Raw genomic sequence first — 19,926 nt, forward strand, 5'->3', positions numbered from 1 at the left:
TTGTACAAATTTAATATACTATTAAGCGTATAAAATACAAGAATAGTTATTAAAAAAAACTCAAGCAAAATTTAACCCAGATAACACAAATTAAATATATTATTGAATATCAATAATTTAATTTAAAATAAAGCTAGACTAGTGATGTTTCAGCTTAGAAATAATACCAATCAATTTTAATAAAACTAAATGTTTTATTAAAAAATATTAATAACATTTGTATATTAATATCGATAACATGAATAAATTTGTTTTCATTTGATCAATTAATCTTATATTCCTATGCATCCCAATTGATTTTTTTAGCGTGTATTGGTTTGCACTAGCTATAAAGTTGCTAATAAAATTAGTTTTTTATTTATTCCCCCTTATGTTTTTATTATTTTATTTGACTTAATATTAGAAAACTATCAATTTTTTTTAAAATTAACTAATGAAAATTGTTGAAGATTTAGAATATAAAAAACCACTCGGGAGAGTGGGTTTCGTTTTACTAAATTCTGCAGAAAAGAAACAGTCTACCCTTCATTAGCAGAATCTAAAGAAAAATAAAATTCCTTTTTCTTTTTAATTGGATAAGGTTTGCCGTTAATATTTAATGGTTGAAAGCTTGCTTTTTCTCGAAATTCATTTAATACGTAATTATCTAATTTAGTTAATCCACTACTTTTAGTAATCTCTGCTTTAGTGAGTTTCCCATGTTCATCAGCTTCTGAGTAGATTGTTATTGATCTATTTTCCCCCTCCAAATCTGATTTTTTTACAGCGATCCTTGGTTCATAGTTGAATTTAGCTTCTCTTGAAACATTAAATTGAAAAGGTTGCTTTGCACGAGCAGGATAATTGGTTTTCTTTTCTCCTTCATTCCAAACTCGTAATTTAGACATTTGAACAGCCCTTAATACTTTATGATCTAATTCTTCCAATCCACTACTTTTAAACACTTCAGCGTGTTCAACCCTGCCACTCGCGTCAGTTTTAAATGAGATTACAACATTCCTGTCATAGCCTTCTAATAATTCATTTTTAAACGAAACTTTTGGTGCTCTCATCCACCTAGCTAAAGTTGTATCATTTGTAATTTTTTGCCCTTCTTGAGCTTGAACATTCGATCCAAGACAAAATGTAAATGCAATTAAAATTATATTTAAAATTTTCATATAAAGTTCACTTAAACTATTGTTTTATAAATAGATAGAATTTAACATTTTAGGTGGTGTAAAACCACTGGCTTAGAATGTTACATAATTGTCAATGCACTAATGCATTTCGATGCTTATGAACATAAAGTTTTTAGAATTAACCCAGCACCCGAATCAGGCTTTGGAGTATACGTTTTATTATTCATTTTACTATTTTGGAAAACTACTTCTTCATTTGCGCGAATAATTAATTCTTTATTTTTAAGAGTTTTATTTGAACAATCTACTTCAACGTTCATAGTCGAGTTTATCAAATCATTATTTTCATTTTTTATCACCCTAGTCCATGCCAATTTTTTTTGACTAGATATAGATTTAACTGAGTCTATATCTACTTGTACTGAACTCCCCTCTTTATTCTCAACCTCTATCCAGTTAGCTCCAAAACAAAAATTTGAAATCAATAAACCAGAAATTAAAATTATTCTTTTCATGGGATGCCCCTAAATTAATGAGATTAAGATACTAATAATAGGGACAAAAAGAAACCTCCTGAGGGAGGTTTGACTATACATTTAATTGTGATTTTTCAAACTGTGTATATTGTACTGAGCAATCATATCCAGCAACTATCTTAATCTAAAACAAATACTTCCAATGATTCTACATAAGGTAAAATGATATAGTCATGAACTAAAAAATGTTCTTTCAACTGTGTACTCATAGTTTGATTAAAACTATAAATTTTATCCAACTCTTTAAATAGTTCATCTAAACTACTTGCTGTAAACTTTGGTGTTTTAATAAAGAATAATAAACTTGCACCTAACCCAATGTACTCTAAGCCAAAATTTTTATCTAAAAATTGAATTAAGCTAAAAGACTCAAATGGATTGAGATCGCAACTAAAATAGCCATTTAGCTGTGCTGCAAACTTTTGAGTTTCAGTTGTATTCCTTAATACTTTTACCTCAACACATTCATCCAAAATTTTCTCAGGATGCATATTAATCTGCATTAAAGTAGAGAGATCTTGATGGCTATAAATGAATTTTCCATGCAAGTCACGAATACTTACATGACTCTCTGGCTTTAAGAGTTGTTCAATATGATACTGAACTTCAAAAGGTAAAGCATTCTCATAACTGGCATCCTCGTTTTCACCCTCTTCAATATATTCTGATACATCAAAGTAAAGCCCATCACCCATAGAAGCATGCATCGAAGTATAATTACATTGTCCAATATCTTCTAACAGCAATAAAACTTTTTTGGGAACAATTTTCTCTTTTAGTTCTACATACTGATTCAAGACTTCTTCCCAAGATTTAATATCACAAATTCTTGCAAAGCAAATCAACTCTTGAGCCTCATCTGTTAAATGAGCATTTTTTTTGTTTTCGATGTGAAGTCTTGTCATACTGATTTCTTAAACGTTGTTCTCATTGAAAGAATTATGTCATAAAAAACTTTCATCTTATTTAATTTAGCCTATTTTTCCCAATGTCCTCAACTTCAAATATACACGCTCTATTGTTCAGTCTAACGAAAAGAAGATATAGAAGGTTCGATGTATAGACCGAAATGCTTATCCCAGATAAATACCATAATATTTAGAGCATTAATAAATCGGTTACAAAAAAACATCTACAGTGAATTGCACTTCAAAAGCTCAGTACTACTTAGTCTAACTTTAAGTGTGTTTTTGTATGGTTAAATATTCTCAAGAATTTAAACTTAAAGTTGTTCAGCATTTTATCTAGTTTGGCTTATTTTAGGTAAAGCTGGTGTATGCTTAATTTCCATAAATAATACTCAATCAAAAAAACCTCCCAGTGGAGGTTTTCATTACATTTGATCGCAAACGCATAAAGAAGTGAGCAATTTAAACTACTCAGAGACCCATACTAAAACCGCATAAGTTTGGTCGCCACGCAATCCAGCTGGAAGTTGACTAGTTGTCCCGACATATAAAGCATGACCGCCACCTTCACCCTGTTCACTTTTTACTAAAATTTCTTTGCCGTCATAAACGTTTGTATACCACGTTTTGTCTGGGCCCACTTTATCATGTGTGATTGAAAAATGAGGTTGAGGATATCCTTCAGGAATAATTACTTGAAACTTAAGTTTAGCTCCATCAGCTTTAGGAGTGTTCCAGTGTGGAAAATTGCTTGAACATCGAAAAGTTTGATCTTTTTGTGGTTTATAGTATGCAATAACTGAAGAGTGTAAAATGTATCCTTTCATTTGTTTTCACCATAGTATGTTTTTTAAATGAAATACTACTTTAAAAATTAATAAAGATTATTTATATCCCCAAAATTTGGTATTTTTACCATTTGTTTAAAATATTCTAATATCGGTAATTCTAGAAAAAATTAATTTGCTTACACTATCAAAAGAAGAATTAACGATAATTGGAGCAAAGAAAGCCCTAAATTAGAGGGCCGAAAACCCCTACAATGTGAGGCGTGAAGTTAATTAGATTAGGGGTAAAAGGCTTGGGTAAATGTTGCTGAAATAGACCAAATAATTCCATCCACTTGGCTCAGTCTATAGCGTGTATCTGATTTAACTCTCACCTCACCATCTAATGGAGAATCCCAAAGAAACAAATCAATAACTCTATGTCGATGAAAAAAGGCTTTGATTTAAATAATCTCTTCTTTGGTTTAAGTTCTCTGATACGACCATTCTCTCCATTCTGTTGTTGATACCTACTGAGATATTCTGCTCGTAGCCATGGCCGAATTTCGAAGTTAAGATATTGACTTTTGGGTGTAAAACCACCGTCAGTTGGTTTAATAACTTTAGATTAACTCACTCAGGTTCAATATTTCTTTCACAATCTTCTCGCCACTCATTTGCATAATTCTCAATAGCTTGCTCTTTAGCAAAATCAGTAGCGTATATTTGATATTGTTTTGCATTAGAAATCATATCAATGAGTAGTAAAGATTGGTTTTCCGATAACTTCCCACTTGTAGCTTGTAAATAGTTTTCTATATCGAAACCTTGTTGGTATTCGGTCATTAACATAGATGCCATATTTTTCATAACCTGACAAGCGTCCTGTTCATATGCATATACAGTTGTGCTTGAAAGTAAGAATACGAATAAAATTTTTATTTTCATAATAAATTCACGTTTTATTTTAAAACAAGATACTAATAATTGATTCAAAAAGGAACCTTCGCTTTGAGATCGAATAAATAACAGAATCACCTCCCTCATCAAAAGGAGGATGTGCTTAGTTTCTGGTTAAATAGTGATGTAAATGAAGCTGTAGCCACAAAATGTAAAAAATCTGCTAAAGTAGCCGCTTAGATAGCGGCTTTTTTGTAAAAGCTGTTGTTTAAATAGACACTTAGCAAAGTGAGTAACATTGTGAGTAACTTCACATCCAGCCTACACATTAAGCGATATATTTCAAAAGGTTAAGTTTGATATGCTTCTAATGATCGATAATTACGATAGCTTTACGTATAACATTGTCCAATATTTTGGCGAGTTAAACCAAGACGTTAAAGTTGTTCGCAATGATGCCGTGACCTTAGAGGATATCGAACGATGGCAACCAAAGTACTTAGTGATTGGTCCTGGTCCTTGCTCACCCTCTGAAGCAGGAATTTCTATCCCTGCAATTCAGCATTTTGCAGGAAAAATTCCAACACTCGGTGTGTGCTTAGGCCACCAAGCGATTGGTCAGGCTTTTGGCGGCGAAATTGTACGTGCCAAAACGGTGATGCATGGTCGTTTATCTGACATGTATCATAGTGACCAAGGGATCTTCAGCAACTTACCTTCTCCATTTTCAGCAACACGTTATCATTCACTCGTGATTGATCAAGCCAATGTGCCTGAATGTCTGGAAGTTACTTGCTGGACCAATGAAGCAGATGGTTCTATCGAAGAAATTATGGGTGTCAAACATAAGACATTGCCAATTGAAGGCGTGCAGTTCCATCCAGAATCCATTCTGAGTCAACATGGTCATCAGATCTTTAAAAACTTTTTAGAAATTTATGCTTAATATGCGTAGTACAAGATAATGAATATTCAACAAGCTTTAAATAACATCACTAAAAATATCGAACTCACTCAACCTCAAATGGAGGAAGTGATGCGGACCATCATGCGTGGTGAAGCCACAGATGCCCAAATTGGTGCATTTATGATGGGACTTCGTTTAAAAGGTGAAAGTATTGACGAAATCACCGCTGCGGCACGTGTAATGCGTGAGTTTGCAATTAAAATTGATGTGGGTGATATCCCGCATTTAATTGATATTGTTGGCACGGGTGGTGATGGACAAAACCTATTTAACGTCTCTACTGCCTCTTCATTTGTTATTGCGGCAGCAGGTGTAACCATTGCAAAACATGGAAATCGTGGTGTTTCTTCTAAATCAGGCTCGTCTGATCTTTTAGAACAGGCCGGGATTAACCTTGATTTAAATATGCACCAGACAGAACGATGCATCCGTGAAATGGGGGTTGGCTTCTTATTTGCCCCAAACCATCATAAAGCGATGAAATATGCGGCTGGCCCACGTAAAGAATTGGGCTTCCGTAGTATTTTTAATCTCCTTGGCCCGCTTACGAATCCGGCTGGGGTACGTCGCTATGTGATAGGTGTATTTTCAACAGAATTGTGTCGTCCACTGGCCGAAGTTTTAAAACAACTGGGGGCTGAACACGTCATGGTGGTTCATTCTAAAGACGGCTTAGATGAAATCAGTTTGGCTTCCTCGACTTATGTTGCTGAATTAAAAAATGGTGAAATCACTGAGTGGGTAATTCAACCAGAAGATGTAGATATTGAATCTCAAACCTTAACTGGTCTTTCTGTTGATAGTGCTGCTGAGAGCCTAGCATTAATCAAAGACGCGCTCGGTAAGAAGAAATCAGCAAAAGGTGAAAAAGCAGCCAGTATGCTGGCATTAAATGCAGGTGCTGGTATCTATGTTTCAGGTTTGACCAAGAGTTATAAACAAGGTGTCGCTTTAGCACATGATATTATCTATGGTGGGCAAGCTTTAGAAAAAATGGGCATTTTGTCTGAATTTACCAAAACACTCAAAGAGTATGAAGCTTAAGGATTAGAGGACGTTATCATGGTGGATATTGCCAATACAATGTTGGGTAAAATTGTTGATCGTAAATACGAAGAATTTGCTCAACGTTTAAAACAACGTAGTTTAAACGATGTTGAAGCGCTTGCCCAAGCTGCAACACCTGTGCGTGGTTTTGCCAAATCTTTATACAGTAAACGCCCAGGTGTGATTGCTGAAATAAAGAAAGCCTCACCATCAAAAGGGATAATTCGTGAAAATTTTAACCCTGCTGAAATTGCTCAACAATACCAGCAAGCCGGTGCAGCCTGCTTATCTGTTTTAACAGATTTAGATTTCTTTCAAGGCGCTGATGAAAATATTCAGATCGCCCGTAGTCACTGTGAATTACCTGCCCTACGTAAAGATTTTTTGATTAATCCTTACGGCGTTATCGAAGCGCGTGCTTTACATGCCGACTGTATTTTATTGATTGTGGCTTGTTTGTCAGATCAACAACTTGAAGAAATGTCAAAGACCGCATTTGAGCAGAACCTTGATGTTTTGGTTGAAGTTCATGATGAAGCTGAACTGGAACGTGCATTGCAACTTTCAGAGCGTTGTTTACTGGGTGTGAATAACCGTAATTTAAAAACCTTTGATGTGGATTTAAATACCTCATTGCGTTTGAAGAAGTTACTTCCACCATCACGTTTACTGATCACTGAAAGTGGTATTGCAACACCAGATGATGTGCGCATGATGCAAGAACACGATATTCATTCGTTCCTTGTGGGTGAAAGCTTTATGAAGCAACCACGCCCTGATCATGCATTTAATGCGTTGTTTGGTCTGCCTGAAACAGTGTAATTAAAAGTCAAAGGGTGAGTTCGCTCACCCTGTTTTCATATTTCCCCCACTCCCCCTATAAATTTTTCAACTCCCAACATTCAAGTCACGATCAACGCAGATATAACTGTGTGAATTCAATTCAGTTCAAATTTGACAAGATTCAGACTATACTGAGCGCCTAATACCGTCCATTTACTGTTTTTTGCAATTATGAGTAAATCTGATTCCACATTCTCTAAATCACAGCTTGATTTATTAAAACAATTCAAAAAACAAATCACTCCTCCACATGCTTCAAAAGTTGCAGTGCAACCTGAAAGTAAGAATGCACAAGTAACAGCACCTGAAGAGTTAGATGATGCTGATTTGTTTAAAACCGCACTCGGCGGTGTAACCAAACTCGATAACGGCAATATTGCCAAAATCGAGCGTAGTGATTTGCGCAAAAAACCAGATGCAAAAACCCTTGCCAAACGCGCGGCAGCTGAAGGTGCATTTGAAATTAATGATGCAGAATTGTCAGATACTCAAGCGATTTTAAATCCTGTTGCAAGTCAGGCGGCTTTAAGCTATCGCATCGCAACACTACAACATAAAGTTTTTGAAGACTTAAAAGCTGGTAATCTACGCTGGTTTGAAGCTGTTGATTTACATGGTTGTACTGTTGAAGAAGCACGCTCTGCTGTATTGCAAATCATTCAAATGGCAAAAGATGAAAACCAAAATGTCATTAAAATTGTCCATGGCAAAGGTCCAGAAGCCATACTGAAAACTTATGTGAACGGCTGGCTTCGTCAACATCGTGATGTTTTAGCTTTTGTCAGTGCTCCTGAAAAACAAGGTGGCACAGGCGCAGTTTTGGTTTTACTGAAACGTGCTGAAAGAAATCCAAAATCAAATGGAAATCCATGATCATTTGTTTTAAATGATCAAAACTCTCTTAAGTGTCGGTTTATCTTGTAATTAGAAAATATTATTCATTTTTCTGATACAATGCCGTCCTTGTTCAAACCGTATAAGTGAACACGTTTTATGTCTATGCAGCAATCCTACGCGAATATTTTAACTGCCGTTGGCGAGGACTTAGACCGTCCTGGTCTGAAAGATACGCCTATGCGTGCGGCTAAAGCTTTTTCGTACTTGACGTCTGGCTATAGCAAAACGCTGGAAGAAGTGACCAATAATGCGGTCTTCCCTTCTGATAATGATGAAATGGTCTTGGTAAAGAATATCGAATTTTATTCGTTATGTGAGCATCATTTATTGCCTTTTCATGGTCGTGTACATATTGCCTATCTCCCTTCTGGCAATGTTTTAGGACTGTCTAAATTTGCCCGTATCACAGAAATGTTTGCTCGCCGTTTACAGATTCAAGAACAGTTGACAAAGCAAATTGCAGATGCAGTGGCTGAAGTTACTCAAGCACGTGGTGTTGCCGTGGTCATTGATTCAGCGCACATGTGTATGATGATGCGTGGTGTCAGCAAACAAGAATCGACCACACGTACCGTGTCATTTGTCGGTGATTTTAAAACAGATAAAGAAGCACGTCGTGAATTTTTATCTGCAGTGCCTGAAGCACATTAAGACTGATCATTCAGCAAGCAATATAAATATCAAAGCCTCATTTTATTGAGGCTTTATTTTACGATAGGGTTTTACAATGTCTTTAATTTGGTTGGCAGGTGATGGTTTAACGAGCAGTGAAACCACTATCGATTATCCTCGTGCAGAGCGATTGGTTAAAGGAAATCCAAAACGACTCACACAAAGTTTGTATGAACATCCCAATATGAATTGTGGTATTTGGCAATGCGAGGTCGGTGCATGGGATATTCAATTTGCAGACAATAAGCAGGAATTTTTTCAGGTGATTGAAGGTGCTGTACGTTTGCATGATAAAAACACATCATCATTTGTAGAAATTAAAGCTGGTGAAGCAGGAATTATCCCACCTTCATTTATCGGTACATTTGAAGTGCTTGAAGAAGTTAAAAAATATTTTGTTGTGGTTGAAGTTTGAGTCAGTAAGTTTGTAATTATTTTTTGATGATCAGCGCATTCAAATATAAGCTTTTTTATATTTTTTGCTTTCTTATAGCTTATATTTGTAAAACACTCACTTACTGTCCACTTAAAACTATATGATTTAAATTATCTCAGCCTTATACCATTATTTTAAATGAAAAATTTAGTGATCTTGATTTCAGCGTTAACTGCCACTAGCGCCTTTGCCGACAATCTAAATGCCAACGAATTAAAAGATGTGCAAAGTGTCATTAAATTATTTAAAAATAAAAATATCACCGCGATTTCAAACAACATTACCTACCCCTTACATCGTGAAGAACCCATCCCAAGTATTGCCAATGCAACCCAGATGAAACAACGCTTTAACCAAGTGTTTGATACTCAACTTATTCAAGAGATCGCCAACTCAAAACCATCACAATGGGAAAGTATGGGTTGGCGTGGTGTGATGCTCAATGGTGGCACACTATGGTTAGATGGTCATAAAATTAAAGCCATCAACTACAGTAGTGATGCTGAACAAAAATATAAAGCGCAATTGATTTCACAACAGAAAAATCAATTACATTCATCACTTAAAAATTTTAAAACACCTGAATTGCAGTTTAAAACAGACAAATTTCAAGTGCGTATAGATGCCATGCCCAATGGTAAATACCGTTATGCATCTTGGGGAACAAAACAGTCCCAAGCTGCAAAACCTGATCTTATTTTAAATCAGGGTCGTGTTGAAATGGATGGTTCAGGCGGCGATCACCACTACATTTTTAACAGTGGTACATATCAATATGTGGTTTATCGTAATGTTTTAGGTGCAAGTGAAACACCAGATGTCACCTTAGAAGTCACTCAAAAAGGCAAAAAGATCCTTTCTCAAGCAGGCAAATTATTTAAATAGTTTGTATCAATGATTGAGCTGAATCATTTTTCTCAAGTTTTTTCTAATTCATACAGATTTAAAGCTAGTCGAGCAAATCACCATGATGAACTGCTCGATAAGCTGTTCAAAATCATGTGCTGTGCGATATATCACAAACACACAGCCAATCCTTTAAATATGATATTTGATTATTTTTTTTCAGCCAATTGATAAATCAATTGTTCCATTTGTTGCATGTATTGACGGTTCTCATGGTTCCACGGATGGAAGTTTGGACGGAAATAATCGATATAATTTCCCAATTGCTTTCTCAATACGCCTATACCACCAAAGGTATAATGATAGGTCTTTTTCCAGCTGGATAAATCGCTTAACCTCCCTTCTCCTTTAACAATGGTCAAGAATACAGGGATCACTAAGCCCCAGAACACAATCGTTGCGACCACCAATCCAAAGCTACGAACAGCATAGGCATAAGGACCATGCCCCATTGCAGTATTCCATACATCAAAAGCCACCGCTTTATGTTCTGTTTCTTCAAAAGCATGCCAACGCCAGATATTGGCATAATGTTCTTCAGCCCCTTCAAATAACTCAGGTGTCCGTAATACAGAATCTGCCAATAAAGCGGTAAAATGTTCTAATGCAATTGTTCCACTGAGCCAAAAATATGCAGGTAAGTGTTGTTTAAGCAAACCAAAAATCTCTAAAACCAATGCTTCAAATTTTGGTGCAATCGGTGAGCGTGCAAATAAGGCTTGGTTATATTCTTCATGCTCACGTCCATGCATTGCTTCTTGACCAATAAAAGCCGTCACCGCTTTTTGTAATTCTGGGTCTTGGACTAAATCACGATGTGCCCTTACCGCATCAATAAAGAAGCGTTCGCCAATAGGCAAGACAATAGAAAACGTATTTAGCAATGCGGTAAAAATTGGACCTGCGGCGGTATGCCAATCTGCGATTCGCTCTGCGGGTAAATTAAATCTGACATCACGGCGAATAGGTAATGGCTCATGATACACACTCGATTTAATAAATTTTTTTAAAATGCCCATGGTTGATCCTGCCTCTGGCTGATTATCATTTTTTTAATTTAGCTGGTGCGCTTATTAGAATTTTACTTAACTGGGTATAATTCCATAGGTCATTTCGACTCATTTACATGTCATTGCATCTCTATTTCATGAGATTTTGATTGAATAAGTCTCTCGAAGTATGTCGATATATGCTTGCGATGCCATCAACAGCATGATCTAAATTGTGTAAAAAGTGGATCGTCTAAATGTCTTTTTCAGTTCAAAAATAGACTTTGCTGAAATGCCACATCAAGCATATTCAATAAAAACGCTGAGCTATGACTGGAATTAAATGTAGGATATTTAAGAGAAGTGCACTTAGTTTTTTAATTTATTTTTTAAACTTGAAGGTTTACACAACACTTAAGCTTGAACAAATACTCTAGTATTTACAAAGCAATGCCTTAAACATCAAGGCACTGCTTTGTTCAAGATATAAAAATTTGGCCGTTAGAATAATAATTTTTTGCGATGCTCATCGCTTTGTAATGGAACAACGTGGTCATCTTTTAAATCAACCCCTGAAAGTTGTAATTTAAATGAATTTCGCATCAACGCCATTAAACGTTGTGTGGCAATTTGAATACTCAGCCCTGCAGGTCGTACATTGGAAATACAGTTCCGGCTTGAATCCATACTGCCTTTTCGCGCTTTCCAAGTGTAATACACCCCCATACTGTCAGGTGAGCTTAGACCAGGCCGTTCGCCAATCAACATAATCAATAACGGTGCATTAAAACTTTGTGCCACTTCATCGCCTAATGCCACACGACTCCCTGTAGCAAGTACAATTGGCGCCAGTTTCCAGCCCTCAGCATCAATATGTTCACGTAAGGCATTGATATAGGCAATGGCATTCTCTTCTATTGCTCGTGCAGATAAGCCATCACCAACCACGATACATACATCATATTGCTGTGGGTGCTGTTGCACATAAGTCGTGAGTTGAGTTTGAGCCTGTTCCGATAACTCGCGGCCCAAATCAGGGCGCTTTAAATATACTTCTTTGTCGGTTGCTTTACTTTCCACAATGAGACTTTCAAATTTTAAATCTCTAAGCCGAGCTTGCATATTTTCAGTATCTAATTGGTGAAAAACAGCATCTTTGGCCTGTGCATGCGAGAGTTGAAACTTAAGCAATTCCTGAGTTGGAATGCTACATCCTACTCTTCCCATCGCAATTCGGGCATCAGTATATTGTTTTAACTTATGCCAAGGATCTTCATGAAAACCATTTGGAAAAGTTTCAAGTTTTGAGAGCTTCATGGTTTACTCTCCTTTTTATGATAATAATTTAGCAAAGTTTTTTGGCATACTGCTTGGCCAATGAATTTGCCGTTGTTCTTGGTGCAAAATTCCTTGCTGATCTAACCAAGCCGAAAACTCAGGGGCCGGTTTTAATCCCATTAACTGACGTAAATATAAAGCGTCATGGAATGATGTGGTTTGATAATTCAACATTACATCATCCGAACCTGGAATTCCCATGATAAAGTTAATTCCCGCAGCACCAAATAGCGTGAGTAGCACATCCATATCATTTTGATCTGCATCCGCATGGTTGGTATAACAAATATCACACCCCATAGGTACACCGAGTAATTTGCCACAGAAGTGATCTTCTAGCCCTGCACGAATAATCTGTTTCCCGTCATACAAATACTCTGGACCGATAAACCCAACCACAGTATTGACCAATAATGGATTGTATTTACGTGCCACTGCATAAGCTCGTGCTTCAATGGTTTGCTGGTCCACACCATGATGCGCATTACTGGATAAGGCACTGCCCTGTCCAGTCTCAAAATACATCACATTTTGACCAATTGTGCCTCGATTAAGTGCTAAAGTCGCCTCATATCCTTCCTGAAGTAAATCCAAGGTAACACCGAAGCCTTCATTGGCCAATTGCGTACCCGCAATGGATTGGAACATTAAATCAATTGGAATATTACGTTCTGCAAGTTGAATCCCTGAGCTGATATGGGTTAACACGCAAGATTGTGTTGGTATTTCATATTCTTGAATAATATGGTCGAGTAACTTCAATAACTCTGACAAATTATGTAAGTTGTCTGTGGCAGGATTAATTCCTATCACAGCATCACCATTGCCATACATCAAGCCATCCAATAGGCTGGCGGAAATCCCCAATACATCATCGGTTGGATGATTCGGTTGTAAGCGGGTTGATAAATGACCTTTTAAACCAATCGTATTGCGAAATTGCGTCACCACTTCACATTTACTCGCAACCAGAATTAAATCCTGATTACGCATAATTTTACTCACAGCAGCAACCATCTCTGGCGTTAAACCCTTGGCTAAATTGGCCAATTTTTCAGAAGTTGCATCTTCACTCAGCAACCAATTGCGAAAATCACCTACAGTAAAGTGCGCAATTGGCGCAAATAAATCAGCACGATGTTCATCAATAATTAAACGCGTAATATCATCTTTGTCATAGTCGATGACCGTTTCATTTAAAAAAGTTTTTAACGGGACTTCAGCCAAGGCCATCTGTGCTGCCACACGCTCCGTTGCATTACTGGCTGCAACACCAGCCAACTCATCACCAGAACGTAATGGGGTTGCCTTAGCCATTAAGGTCTTTAAATCTTGGAAAATATATTGTTGCTGAGCAACGCTATAACGATAACTCATAATTATAATTCCTGTTCTGCGGCCTTAATGCTGGCAAATTCTTCTTCTGGTGTGCCTGAAATCAGATGATGGCGACTATAAACAAGAAAATAAACAATGAAGACCACATAGATACCCAAAGCGATAAACCAGACTTTAGGATCAACCAGGAAACCCGCAACTACGGCGACAATTGATAAGATCAACGCAATACTGGAAGTAAAAATACCACCAGGTGTTCGATATGGACGATATACATCAGGTTGTGAAATACGTAATTTGATATGCGCCATCATCATTAAAACATAAGAAATCGTCGCACCAAATACCGCAATCAAAATCAGTAAATCACCCTGTTTGGTCAATGACAATAAAAAGCCAATAATCCCCGGAATAATCACGGCTAAATATGGCGATTTATTTTTATTGGTCAATGATAAAGACGTCGGTAAATAACCCGCACGAGAAAGTGCAAAAATTTGCCGCGAATAGGCATAGATAATTGAGAAGAAACTCGCGATTAAACCAGCCAAGCCAACAAAGTTTACAAAGTTCGCCAACATGCCGTGCCCATATACTTTAACCAACGCATCCACCAAAGGTGCACCTGAATCTTTAAGTACACTTGCACCTGCTGCACCCGCACTCAATATTAAAATCAAGATGGCAAAAGCAGCCAAGATCAACATTGCACCAATCAAACCACGTGGTAATGATTGAGCCGGGTCTTTGGCCTCTTCTGCAGCTAAAGGTACGCCTTCTACAGCAAGGAAAAACCAGATTGCATACGGAACTGCTGCCCAGATCCCTAAATAGCCTTGGGGTAAAAAGCTACTCGCACCGGCTTTAGATGAGTCAACCGCAATATCGAATAGATTGGCACTGTTAAAGTGAGGAATCATCGCAACAAGGAATACCACCACTGCAACCACCGCGATCGCAGTAATCACAAACATGATTTTAAGTGCTTCACCTGCACCTTTTAAATGAATCCCCATAAAAACCAAATAACAGATTAAATAAATTAACCATCCACCCACTCCAAATAAGGATTCACAATATGCACCAATAAAGGTCGCGATTGCTGCCGGTGCGATAGCGTATTCGATCAGAATCGCTGTTCCTGTTAAATAACCACCAAATGGTCCAAAAGCCATACGGGCAAAACTGTATCCACCACCTGCTGTAGGGAGCATGGTCGACATTTCTGACATTGAGAGGCATATACATAGATACATGATCGCAGCAAAAATCACTGCGACAAACATACCGCCCCAACCGCCTTGAGCGATACCAAAGTTCCATCCAGCAAAGTCACCTGAAATCACATAGGCAACCCCTAAACCGACCAAGAGTAACCAGCCAACAGCACCCTTTTTTAATTCTCGTTGAGCAAAATATTCTTTGGAATCTTCTGTTTTTACGATAGTTGATTGTTCATTTCGAGCGTCCATCATCGTTCCTTTTTAATTTGCCTTCTTTTGTATAAGCAAAAAAAGTGCCTTTCCTTGGATGACGTCAATGTTTTTTGTTCAATCCCATGAACATAACGTCTTGTCAGTTGTTAAAAACTACTTTTAAATGAATCTACCAAACAAAGGTAGGAGAAAAGTTGAATAGCACCAAACTAGAGAATCGGAAAAAGTTATTGAAAATTGAATAATTAAAAGAAAAATAATGAAATTTATATATTTTATTTACTTTGTTATTTGTTTATTTAATTTAAGATATTATTTAGTATATATGCATAAATGGATTATGCGATGGACTCAAAACCACATGCTAAAAAGCCAACAATCAAAAATGAAAATTTAACCCCTACTCAAGCAAACTCACGTTCCCAGCAAGCTTTACAATTAGCACTGATTCAATGTCAGCAGGATTTACTCAACACGGCGCTGCTCGCTGCTGTTGTTATACAAATCAGGGATCTGCAAAAAAATCTACTGTGGTGTTCAGCCAATACAGATCCATTCGCAGAATTCCAGCAAGATCAAAATTTAGAAACAAAGCCAGATCACTATATTTATAGTGCGCCTATTCTTGATTTAACATCAGGGGAAGCATGTGGTGAAGTGGTTTTATTTCACAGCTTAAATCAAGCAAATATTTTTGGACAATTGGCCGTTACACAATGCGCCGAGATCATTGCACAAAAATTATATACTCAGCCCTTTAATCGTTTAACTATCCATGCATTTTCAGTACCACAGAAAATAATGATCAATGAGCAGTCGATCCTTTTAACGCCACGGCAGTTTGAAATCATCTGTATTTTGATTCTAAATCCTTTGGGCTTAACCCTAGAACAGCTACATATTTATCTCTATGGCGATGAACAGATCAGTTTAAATACGCTTAAATCTGAGATTTCTTATTTAAAAAATAAGGTTGGCGAATTAATCTGTGCAAGAACCTATCAAATACAGGCAGAAATTCATGCGGATTTTAAAGAGTTGGAAGATGCTGTCGATGCGGGTTATCTTGATACAGTCAAGCAACTCTACCAAGGTCATTTCTTTATAAAAACCAAAAGTCCTTTTCTAAACAATTGGCAACAGATTCTACGTATGAGAATCAATAATCTCCTTGTATAAACATCCTTGGCTTGCGATCGATTAATACCTATCTCAACATGTCATTCTCAAAGCTCTATCTCGAAATAACATTCTCAAAATCCGATTTGCCAGATCTATCTTTAAAAATAATGTACAAAACCTAAACCAATTTTTTGCCAATCAAGTTGGTTTTGTTGTTGGTACTCCCAATTGACGTTTAATGAATTTTGATGATTGAGCGAATATTGCAGTGTGCTCTGGATACGTAAATTCCACTCACTTGAATCTTGCCAATAGGGTAATTCGACTTGAACAATACTGTTTAAACGATCTGACCATACATTTTGGCAGCCTAATGTTGGTCCCAGTCCAACGCGCCAGCCTTTATCCAATGATGTACCTGCTTGAAGCTGTGTTTGTAGTTCTGCATAACAAAGATGCTTACGATCATCATCTGCAAGGGTATAACCAGATTGGGCTTTTGCACTGACCACACCATGTTGTTGCTGGTCACTAAATTGTCCATTTTGAATGGCTTCTTGCTGCCAGCCCAAAGTAAAACCCCAGGTTATTGGCATTTTAAACGGGGTGATGGGGTTATAAGAGTTTACTGTTAATACATCGAGATGTTCCAGTTTAAGTCGATCATCTCGCCATTGCGCAGCACCATCCAGAAACAACAATTGCGTGCCTGTACGGAAGCCACCCTGCGGATCTTTTAGTTCGTGATAGGCCTGACGATGACCAATTTGTACAAATTTTTCACCCTGAACCTCACCTGCTTCCACGGACCACTTACGTGAATCATGTCCATTAACTGGATCAACTTTCGGACGCACAGGTGCTAAACGCTGTTTCTCTATAGGGATTTGACTACGTAAGCCTAGCAGTTGTCTAAAACGCGGTTGAGTAAAGCTTGCATCGACCTGACGAGCAACGAATTGTAAATATAAATCGTCATAGGCCATTTCTAATATTTTTGCACGATCTTGATCATCGTAATCAGTTAAAGCCGCTTGCATCTGTTGTGGTTCTAATACCGCAATTGCATGGGCTTTTTTTGCCAAAGCATGACCATGTTGTTTGGTCTGCGAATTTAATTGTGTTTCTAACGCTGGACGATATACCGCTTCTCGTACTAATCCCTGTTGCTCAACGGCTTTAATGGTTTCAATCGGGATCGCTGCATATGTAAATTGCTTGCGTAAATTCGAGCTTGGACGGACTAAATCAATCAACCCCAATAAACGATAGGCACAATTATCATTGACAAAATAATAAGGAAAACTGACTTTTTGCATTTCCCAAATATGTTTTACCAAAAAAGCGGTCTCTTCAGGATTTAAATTGAGTTCATATTCCCAAAGATCACGGCTTTCAAAATCACCATATTCTTTCACTTTGCGATAATAAGGCATTAAAGAATATTCGCCAGGATATTTCCCAACTAACCCTTTCCATGCATAAGACCAATTGTCATCGCTGTTTACTGTGGCTGCATAATTCACAGCATAAGAGACTAAGTTGAGCTGTTTTTGATCTTTAGGATCAAGACGAAGCAAGGTATGGCCAAACATTGAGCTTGGATTACCCATAAAATCAGTCGCATAAATCAAGGTCACTTGGTAGGGCTTGATTTGTGCATACCATTGATCAAACTCAGGACAGGACACAACAGGTAATTGTTGTTGTGAAATATTCAGTTGTTGTATCAACCATTGGCTACGTGCAGGAAATTTACAATGAATGGATTGATTGGCATCGGCGACTTGAAACAGTGCAGTGATATCTGCATTCATTTCATTTTGGATGTTCTGTCGACCATCTTGAGCAAAGAAATAACCTGAATAACTGACTTCGCTTTGGTTTGTGTTTTTGTGACTTGTGTTATTGTGATTTAAGTCTTTAGCAGAGGCATCTTCTGCATAAAGTAAACGTTTCCAGGTGATATGACTGGCTAATTGTTTTTGTTGTGCCAGTTTTAACGCATTTTCTAATGCATGCTGATTCTCTAAAGCGGATTCCGCATGTAAATGAACGGTAAACAATGAACTGAGTAAGCTTAAACTAAGTGCTAAATATTTCATTCAATCATCAATTTATATAGATATATTATAAAACTGCGCAATTAAGAAATGTCAGCTCAATACAAGAGTTCGCTCAATGTTCACTCATGTTCGATTCATTTCTCAATAATGTATATTTGATAAAATTTAAATAAAAAAACCCTGCAACAAGGCAGGGTTTTTGACGCAATTAAACGTAAGCTTTTAACACTTCGTCTTTTGCCATCACTTGTTGAAGTGACGCTAATACCTGTAGAGAATTTTGATTTTCTGCTGAATAAATACTTGCAAAGTTTGACTTCGCTACAGCATTGAAACGTGCTTTATCTGCATCTTTAACATTTAACAATGAAGCAAGTACGTTTAGGCTTTCACCTTGACCTACAGCCATATCACGTGCAAGTGCTTCTGAGTTTTCATTGGTAAAGGTCACAACTTGCGCAGTCACTTTACCATTGCCATTACAACCTAAAGTACCAAACGTAATACCTAATAATTGGTTAGTAAAAAGACCATTGGTGGTCGCCGCTAAAATTTTCGGTACTTTTCCAGATTGACCAGCCCAAACTTGTGAACCTACACCACAACCCACATCTGGATCAGCCATAGCAACACTTGAACCCGCAGCCAATACAGCAGCTAAAGCGATTTTTTTTAACATATAATTCTCCAGAATTTTCATATGCATTGTTTTAATTCAACATATGTAAATTGTTATTTTCCATTATGTGTAAGTTTGATTACACCTATTTAGATTTATCACATAAATTCAGATATGCAAATCTAAATGTGACAATTACGAAATTATTTATTGTACTTTTTTAGTGACCATTCACCCTTTTTATTACGATCTCCAAGAATCTTAAGCACCAAAACTAGACTTAAAAGTAACAGTAAATACCACGAGCCTAGCTTACCCCACCCCACCATATGCCATGCATCCACTTGACTTGGATACAACCAAATTTTATTAAAAGTGCTAATATTTTCAGCTACCCAAATTATAAATGCCAAAACAACTAATACTGGCAATATCGGAAGCTGAAATTCATGCTGTTGTAATTGAAAACGAATTTTTGTTTTCCAAAAAATCACTACACTCCAAATGAATAGTACATTTCGAAAATCTGGAATAAAGAATTTGCTCATAAAATTGATATATGACAATAGTGCCAGACTCAACATATTGGCAAAACTGGGCAAATTTAAAAATGAAACCTGATACAAACGCAGTGAACGTGCAAAAAAACTACCGACTGCCGAATACATAAATCCTGCAAATAAAGGCACGGTCAAAATTTTAAAAACGGCAGGTTGCGGATATTGCCAAGAAGCAATTTGCGGGTGTGTTAAAAATATTTCCATCCCCATGGCCATGATATGAAATAAAGCAATAACTTTCGCTTCTGCCCTGGATTCTAGTCTTAAATACAATAAGCAGGCTTGAATGATCAACGCATAAAACAATAAGCAGTCATAACGAAACAAACCATAAAATTCATGGCTACCCATCCTTGCCGTAAGGACAAATGCAATCAGCAATAAAATACCAAATAAGGCAGCCGATGCTGCCTTAAATAGAAATTCATATAATGATTTAAAATAGATCATAAATGCAT

20 protein-coding genes and 1 pseudogene are annotated in these 19,926 nt (G+C 37.0%); 8 read left to right on the forward strand and 13 right to left on the reverse strand.

What is annotated here, in order from left to right; genetic code table 11:
- Positions 1 to 518: 518 nt before the first annotated feature.
- From AC07U8_RS13510 to AC07U8_RS13535, 6 genes and pseudogenes are all read right to left on the reverse strand, one after another.
- Positions 519 to 1,160 (reverse strand): TonB family protein, encoded by a 642-nt coding sequence (locus AC07U8_RS13510; protein ID WP_494738049.1) that lies wholly within the window; start codon positions 1,158 to 1,160, stop codon positions 519 to 521.
- A gap of 116 nt (positions 1,161 to 1,276) precedes the next feature.
- Positions 1,277 to 1,636, reverse strand: a complete 360-nt coding sequence (locus tag AC07U8_RS13515; protein WP_494738050.1) for a hypothetical protein — start codon at positions 1,634 to 1,636, stop codon at positions 1,277 to 1,279.
- Between the two features lie 140 nt (positions 1,637 to 1,776).
- The gene (locus tag AC07U8_RS13520; protein ID WP_494738051.1) at positions 1,777 to 2,562 is read right to left on the reverse strand and encodes a hypothetical protein; all 786 of its coding nucleotides are present in this window, start codon (positions 2,560 to 2,562) and stop codon (positions 1,777 to 1,779) included.
- A 470-nt stretch (positions 2,563 to 3,032) separates the two neighbouring features.
- Positions 3,033 to 3,392: a hypothetical protein gene (locus tag AC07U8_RS13525; RefSeq protein WP_209826981.1), complete on the reverse strand. Its 360-nt coding sequence runs from the start codon at positions 3,390 to 3,392 to the stop codon at positions 3,033 to 3,035.
- 239 nt (positions 3,393 to 3,631) lie between these two features.
- Positions 3,632 to 3,941 (reverse strand): annotated as a pseudogene (locus tag AC07U8_RS13530) (phage tail protein).
- A gap of 24 nt (positions 3,942 to 3,965) precedes the next feature.
- The gene (locus tag AC07U8_RS13535; RefSeq protein WP_245349816.1) at positions 3,966 to 4,328 is read right to left on the reverse strand and encodes a hypothetical protein; all 363 of its coding nucleotides are present in this window, start codon (positions 4,326 to 4,328) and stop codon (positions 3,966 to 3,968) included.
- A gap of 265 nt (positions 4,329 to 4,593) precedes the next feature.
- Between AC07U8_RS13535 and AC07U8_RS13540 the strand changes: the two genes are divergently transcribed.
- The 7 genes from AC07U8_RS13540 (at position 4,594) to AC07U8_RS13570 (ending at position 9,979) form a co-directional block, all read left to right on the forward strand.
- Positions 4,594 to 5,178, forward strand: a complete 585-nt coding sequence (locus AC07U8_RS13540) for an anthranilate synthase component II (RefSeq protein ID WP_494738052.1) — start codon at positions 4,594 to 4,596, stop codon at positions 5,176 to 5,178.
- 18 nt (positions 5,179 to 5,196) lie between these two features.
- Positions 5,197 to 6,243 carry an anthranilate phosphoribosyltransferase gene (gene trpD / locus AC07U8_RS13545; RefSeq protein WP_494738053.1) on the forward strand — a complete coding sequence of 349 codons (1,047 nt, stop codon included), beginning with the start codon at positions 5,197 to 5,199 and terminating at the stop codon, positions 6,241 to 6,243.
- Positions 6,244 to 6,261: 18 nt separating this feature from the next.
- A complete protein-coding gene (gene trpC, locus AC07U8_RS13550) occupies positions 6,262 to 7,068 on the forward strand; it encodes an indole-3-glycerol phosphate synthase TrpC (protein WP_262086256.1) in 807 nt (268 codons plus the stop codon).
- Positions 7,069 to 7,260: 192 nt separating this feature from the next.
- Positions 7,261 to 7,962, forward strand: coding sequence for a Smr/MutS family protein (locus AC07U8_RS13555; protein ID WP_096734603.1), 702 nt, complete (start codon positions 7,261 to 7,263; stop codon positions 7,960 to 7,962).
- A gap of 126 nt (positions 7,963 to 8,088) precedes the next feature.
- Entirely contained in the window at positions 8,089 to 8,637 is a 549-nt protein-coding gene (gene folE / locus AC07U8_RS13560) for a GTP cyclohydrolase I FolE (protein ID WP_171064926.1), read from the forward strand.
- Positions 8,638 to 8,713: 76 nt separating this feature from the next.
- Positions 8,714 to 9,073, forward strand: coding sequence for a cupin domain-containing protein (locus AC07U8_RS13565; protein ID WP_151803269.1), 360 nt, complete (start codon positions 8,714 to 8,716; stop codon positions 9,071 to 9,073).
- Between the two features lie 159 nt (positions 9,074 to 9,232).
- Entirely contained in the window at positions 9,233 to 9,979 is a 747-nt protein-coding gene (locus AC07U8_RS13570; RefSeq protein ID WP_494738054.1) for a hypothetical protein, read from the forward strand.
- Positions 9,980 to 10,149: 170 nt separating this feature from the next.
- Here the strand turns inward: AC07U8_RS13570 and AC07U8_RS13575 are convergent, their stop codons facing one another.
- The 4 genes from AC07U8_RS13575 to eat form a co-directional block, all read right to left on the reverse strand.
- Entirely contained in the window at positions 10,150 to 11,019 is an 870-nt protein-coding gene (locus AC07U8_RS13575) for a metal-dependent hydrolase (protein ID WP_151803271.1), read from the reverse strand.
- Positions 11,020 to 11,490: 471 nt separating this feature from the next.
- Entirely contained in the window at positions 11,491 to 12,306 is an 816-nt protein-coding gene (eutC, locus tag AC07U8_RS13580; RefSeq protein ID WP_419263113.1) for an ethanolamine ammonia-lyase subunit EutC, read from the reverse strand.
- 15 nt (positions 12,307 to 12,321) lie between these two features.
- Positions 12,322 to 13,704 carry an ethanolamine ammonia-lyase subunit EutB gene (locus AC07U8_RS13585; RefSeq protein ID WP_004724618.1) on the reverse strand — a complete coding sequence of 461 codons (1,383 nt, stop codon included), beginning with the start codon at positions 13,702 to 13,704 and terminating at the stop codon, positions 12,322 to 12,324.
- Between the two features lie 2 nt (positions 13,705 to 13,706).
- The gene (gene eat / locus AC07U8_RS13590; RefSeq protein ID WP_151803273.1) at positions 13,707 to 15,137 is read right to left on the reverse strand and encodes an ethanolamine permease; all 1,431 of its coding nucleotides are present in this window, start codon (positions 15,135 to 15,137) and stop codon (positions 13,707 to 13,709) included.
- Positions 15,138 to 15,446: 309 nt separating this feature from the next.
- Here eat and AC07U8_RS13595 point away from each other — a divergent pair, with 309 nt between their 5' ends.
- Complete coding sequence (locus AC07U8_RS13595) at positions 15,447 to 16,280, forward strand: helix-turn-helix domain-containing protein (protein WP_494738055.1); 834 nt, start codon at positions 15,447 to 15,449, stop codon at positions 16,278 to 16,280.
- A gap of 101 nt (positions 16,281 to 16,381) precedes the next feature.
- On the opposite strand, the gene AC07U8_RS13600 is transcribed toward AC07U8_RS13595, so the two are convergent.
- From AC07U8_RS13600 to AC07U8_RS13610, 3 genes are all read right to left on the reverse strand, one after another.
- Positions 16,382 to 18,328 (reverse strand): Lnb N-terminal periplasmic domain-containing protein, encoded by a 1,947-nt coding sequence (locus AC07U8_RS13600; protein ID WP_494738056.1) that lies wholly within the window; start codon positions 18,326 to 18,328, stop codon positions 16,382 to 16,384.
- A gap of 169 nt (positions 18,329 to 18,497) precedes the next feature.
- Positions 18,498 to 18,968, reverse strand: coding sequence for a DUF3015 family protein (locus AC07U8_RS13605; RefSeq protein WP_004822723.1), 471 nt, complete (start codon positions 18,966 to 18,968; stop codon positions 18,498 to 18,500).
- Positions 18,969 to 19,111: 143 nt separating this feature from the next.
- Positions 19,112 to 19,918, reverse strand: a complete 807-nt coding sequence (locus AC07U8_RS13610) for a DUF817 family protein (RefSeq protein WP_494738057.1) — start codon at positions 19,916 to 19,918, stop codon at positions 19,112 to 19,114.
- Positions 19,919 to 19,926 lie beyond the last annotated feature (8 nt).

The sequence above is a fragment of the Acinetobacter sp. GW821-FHT01E09 genome (genome assembly GCF_059422385.1).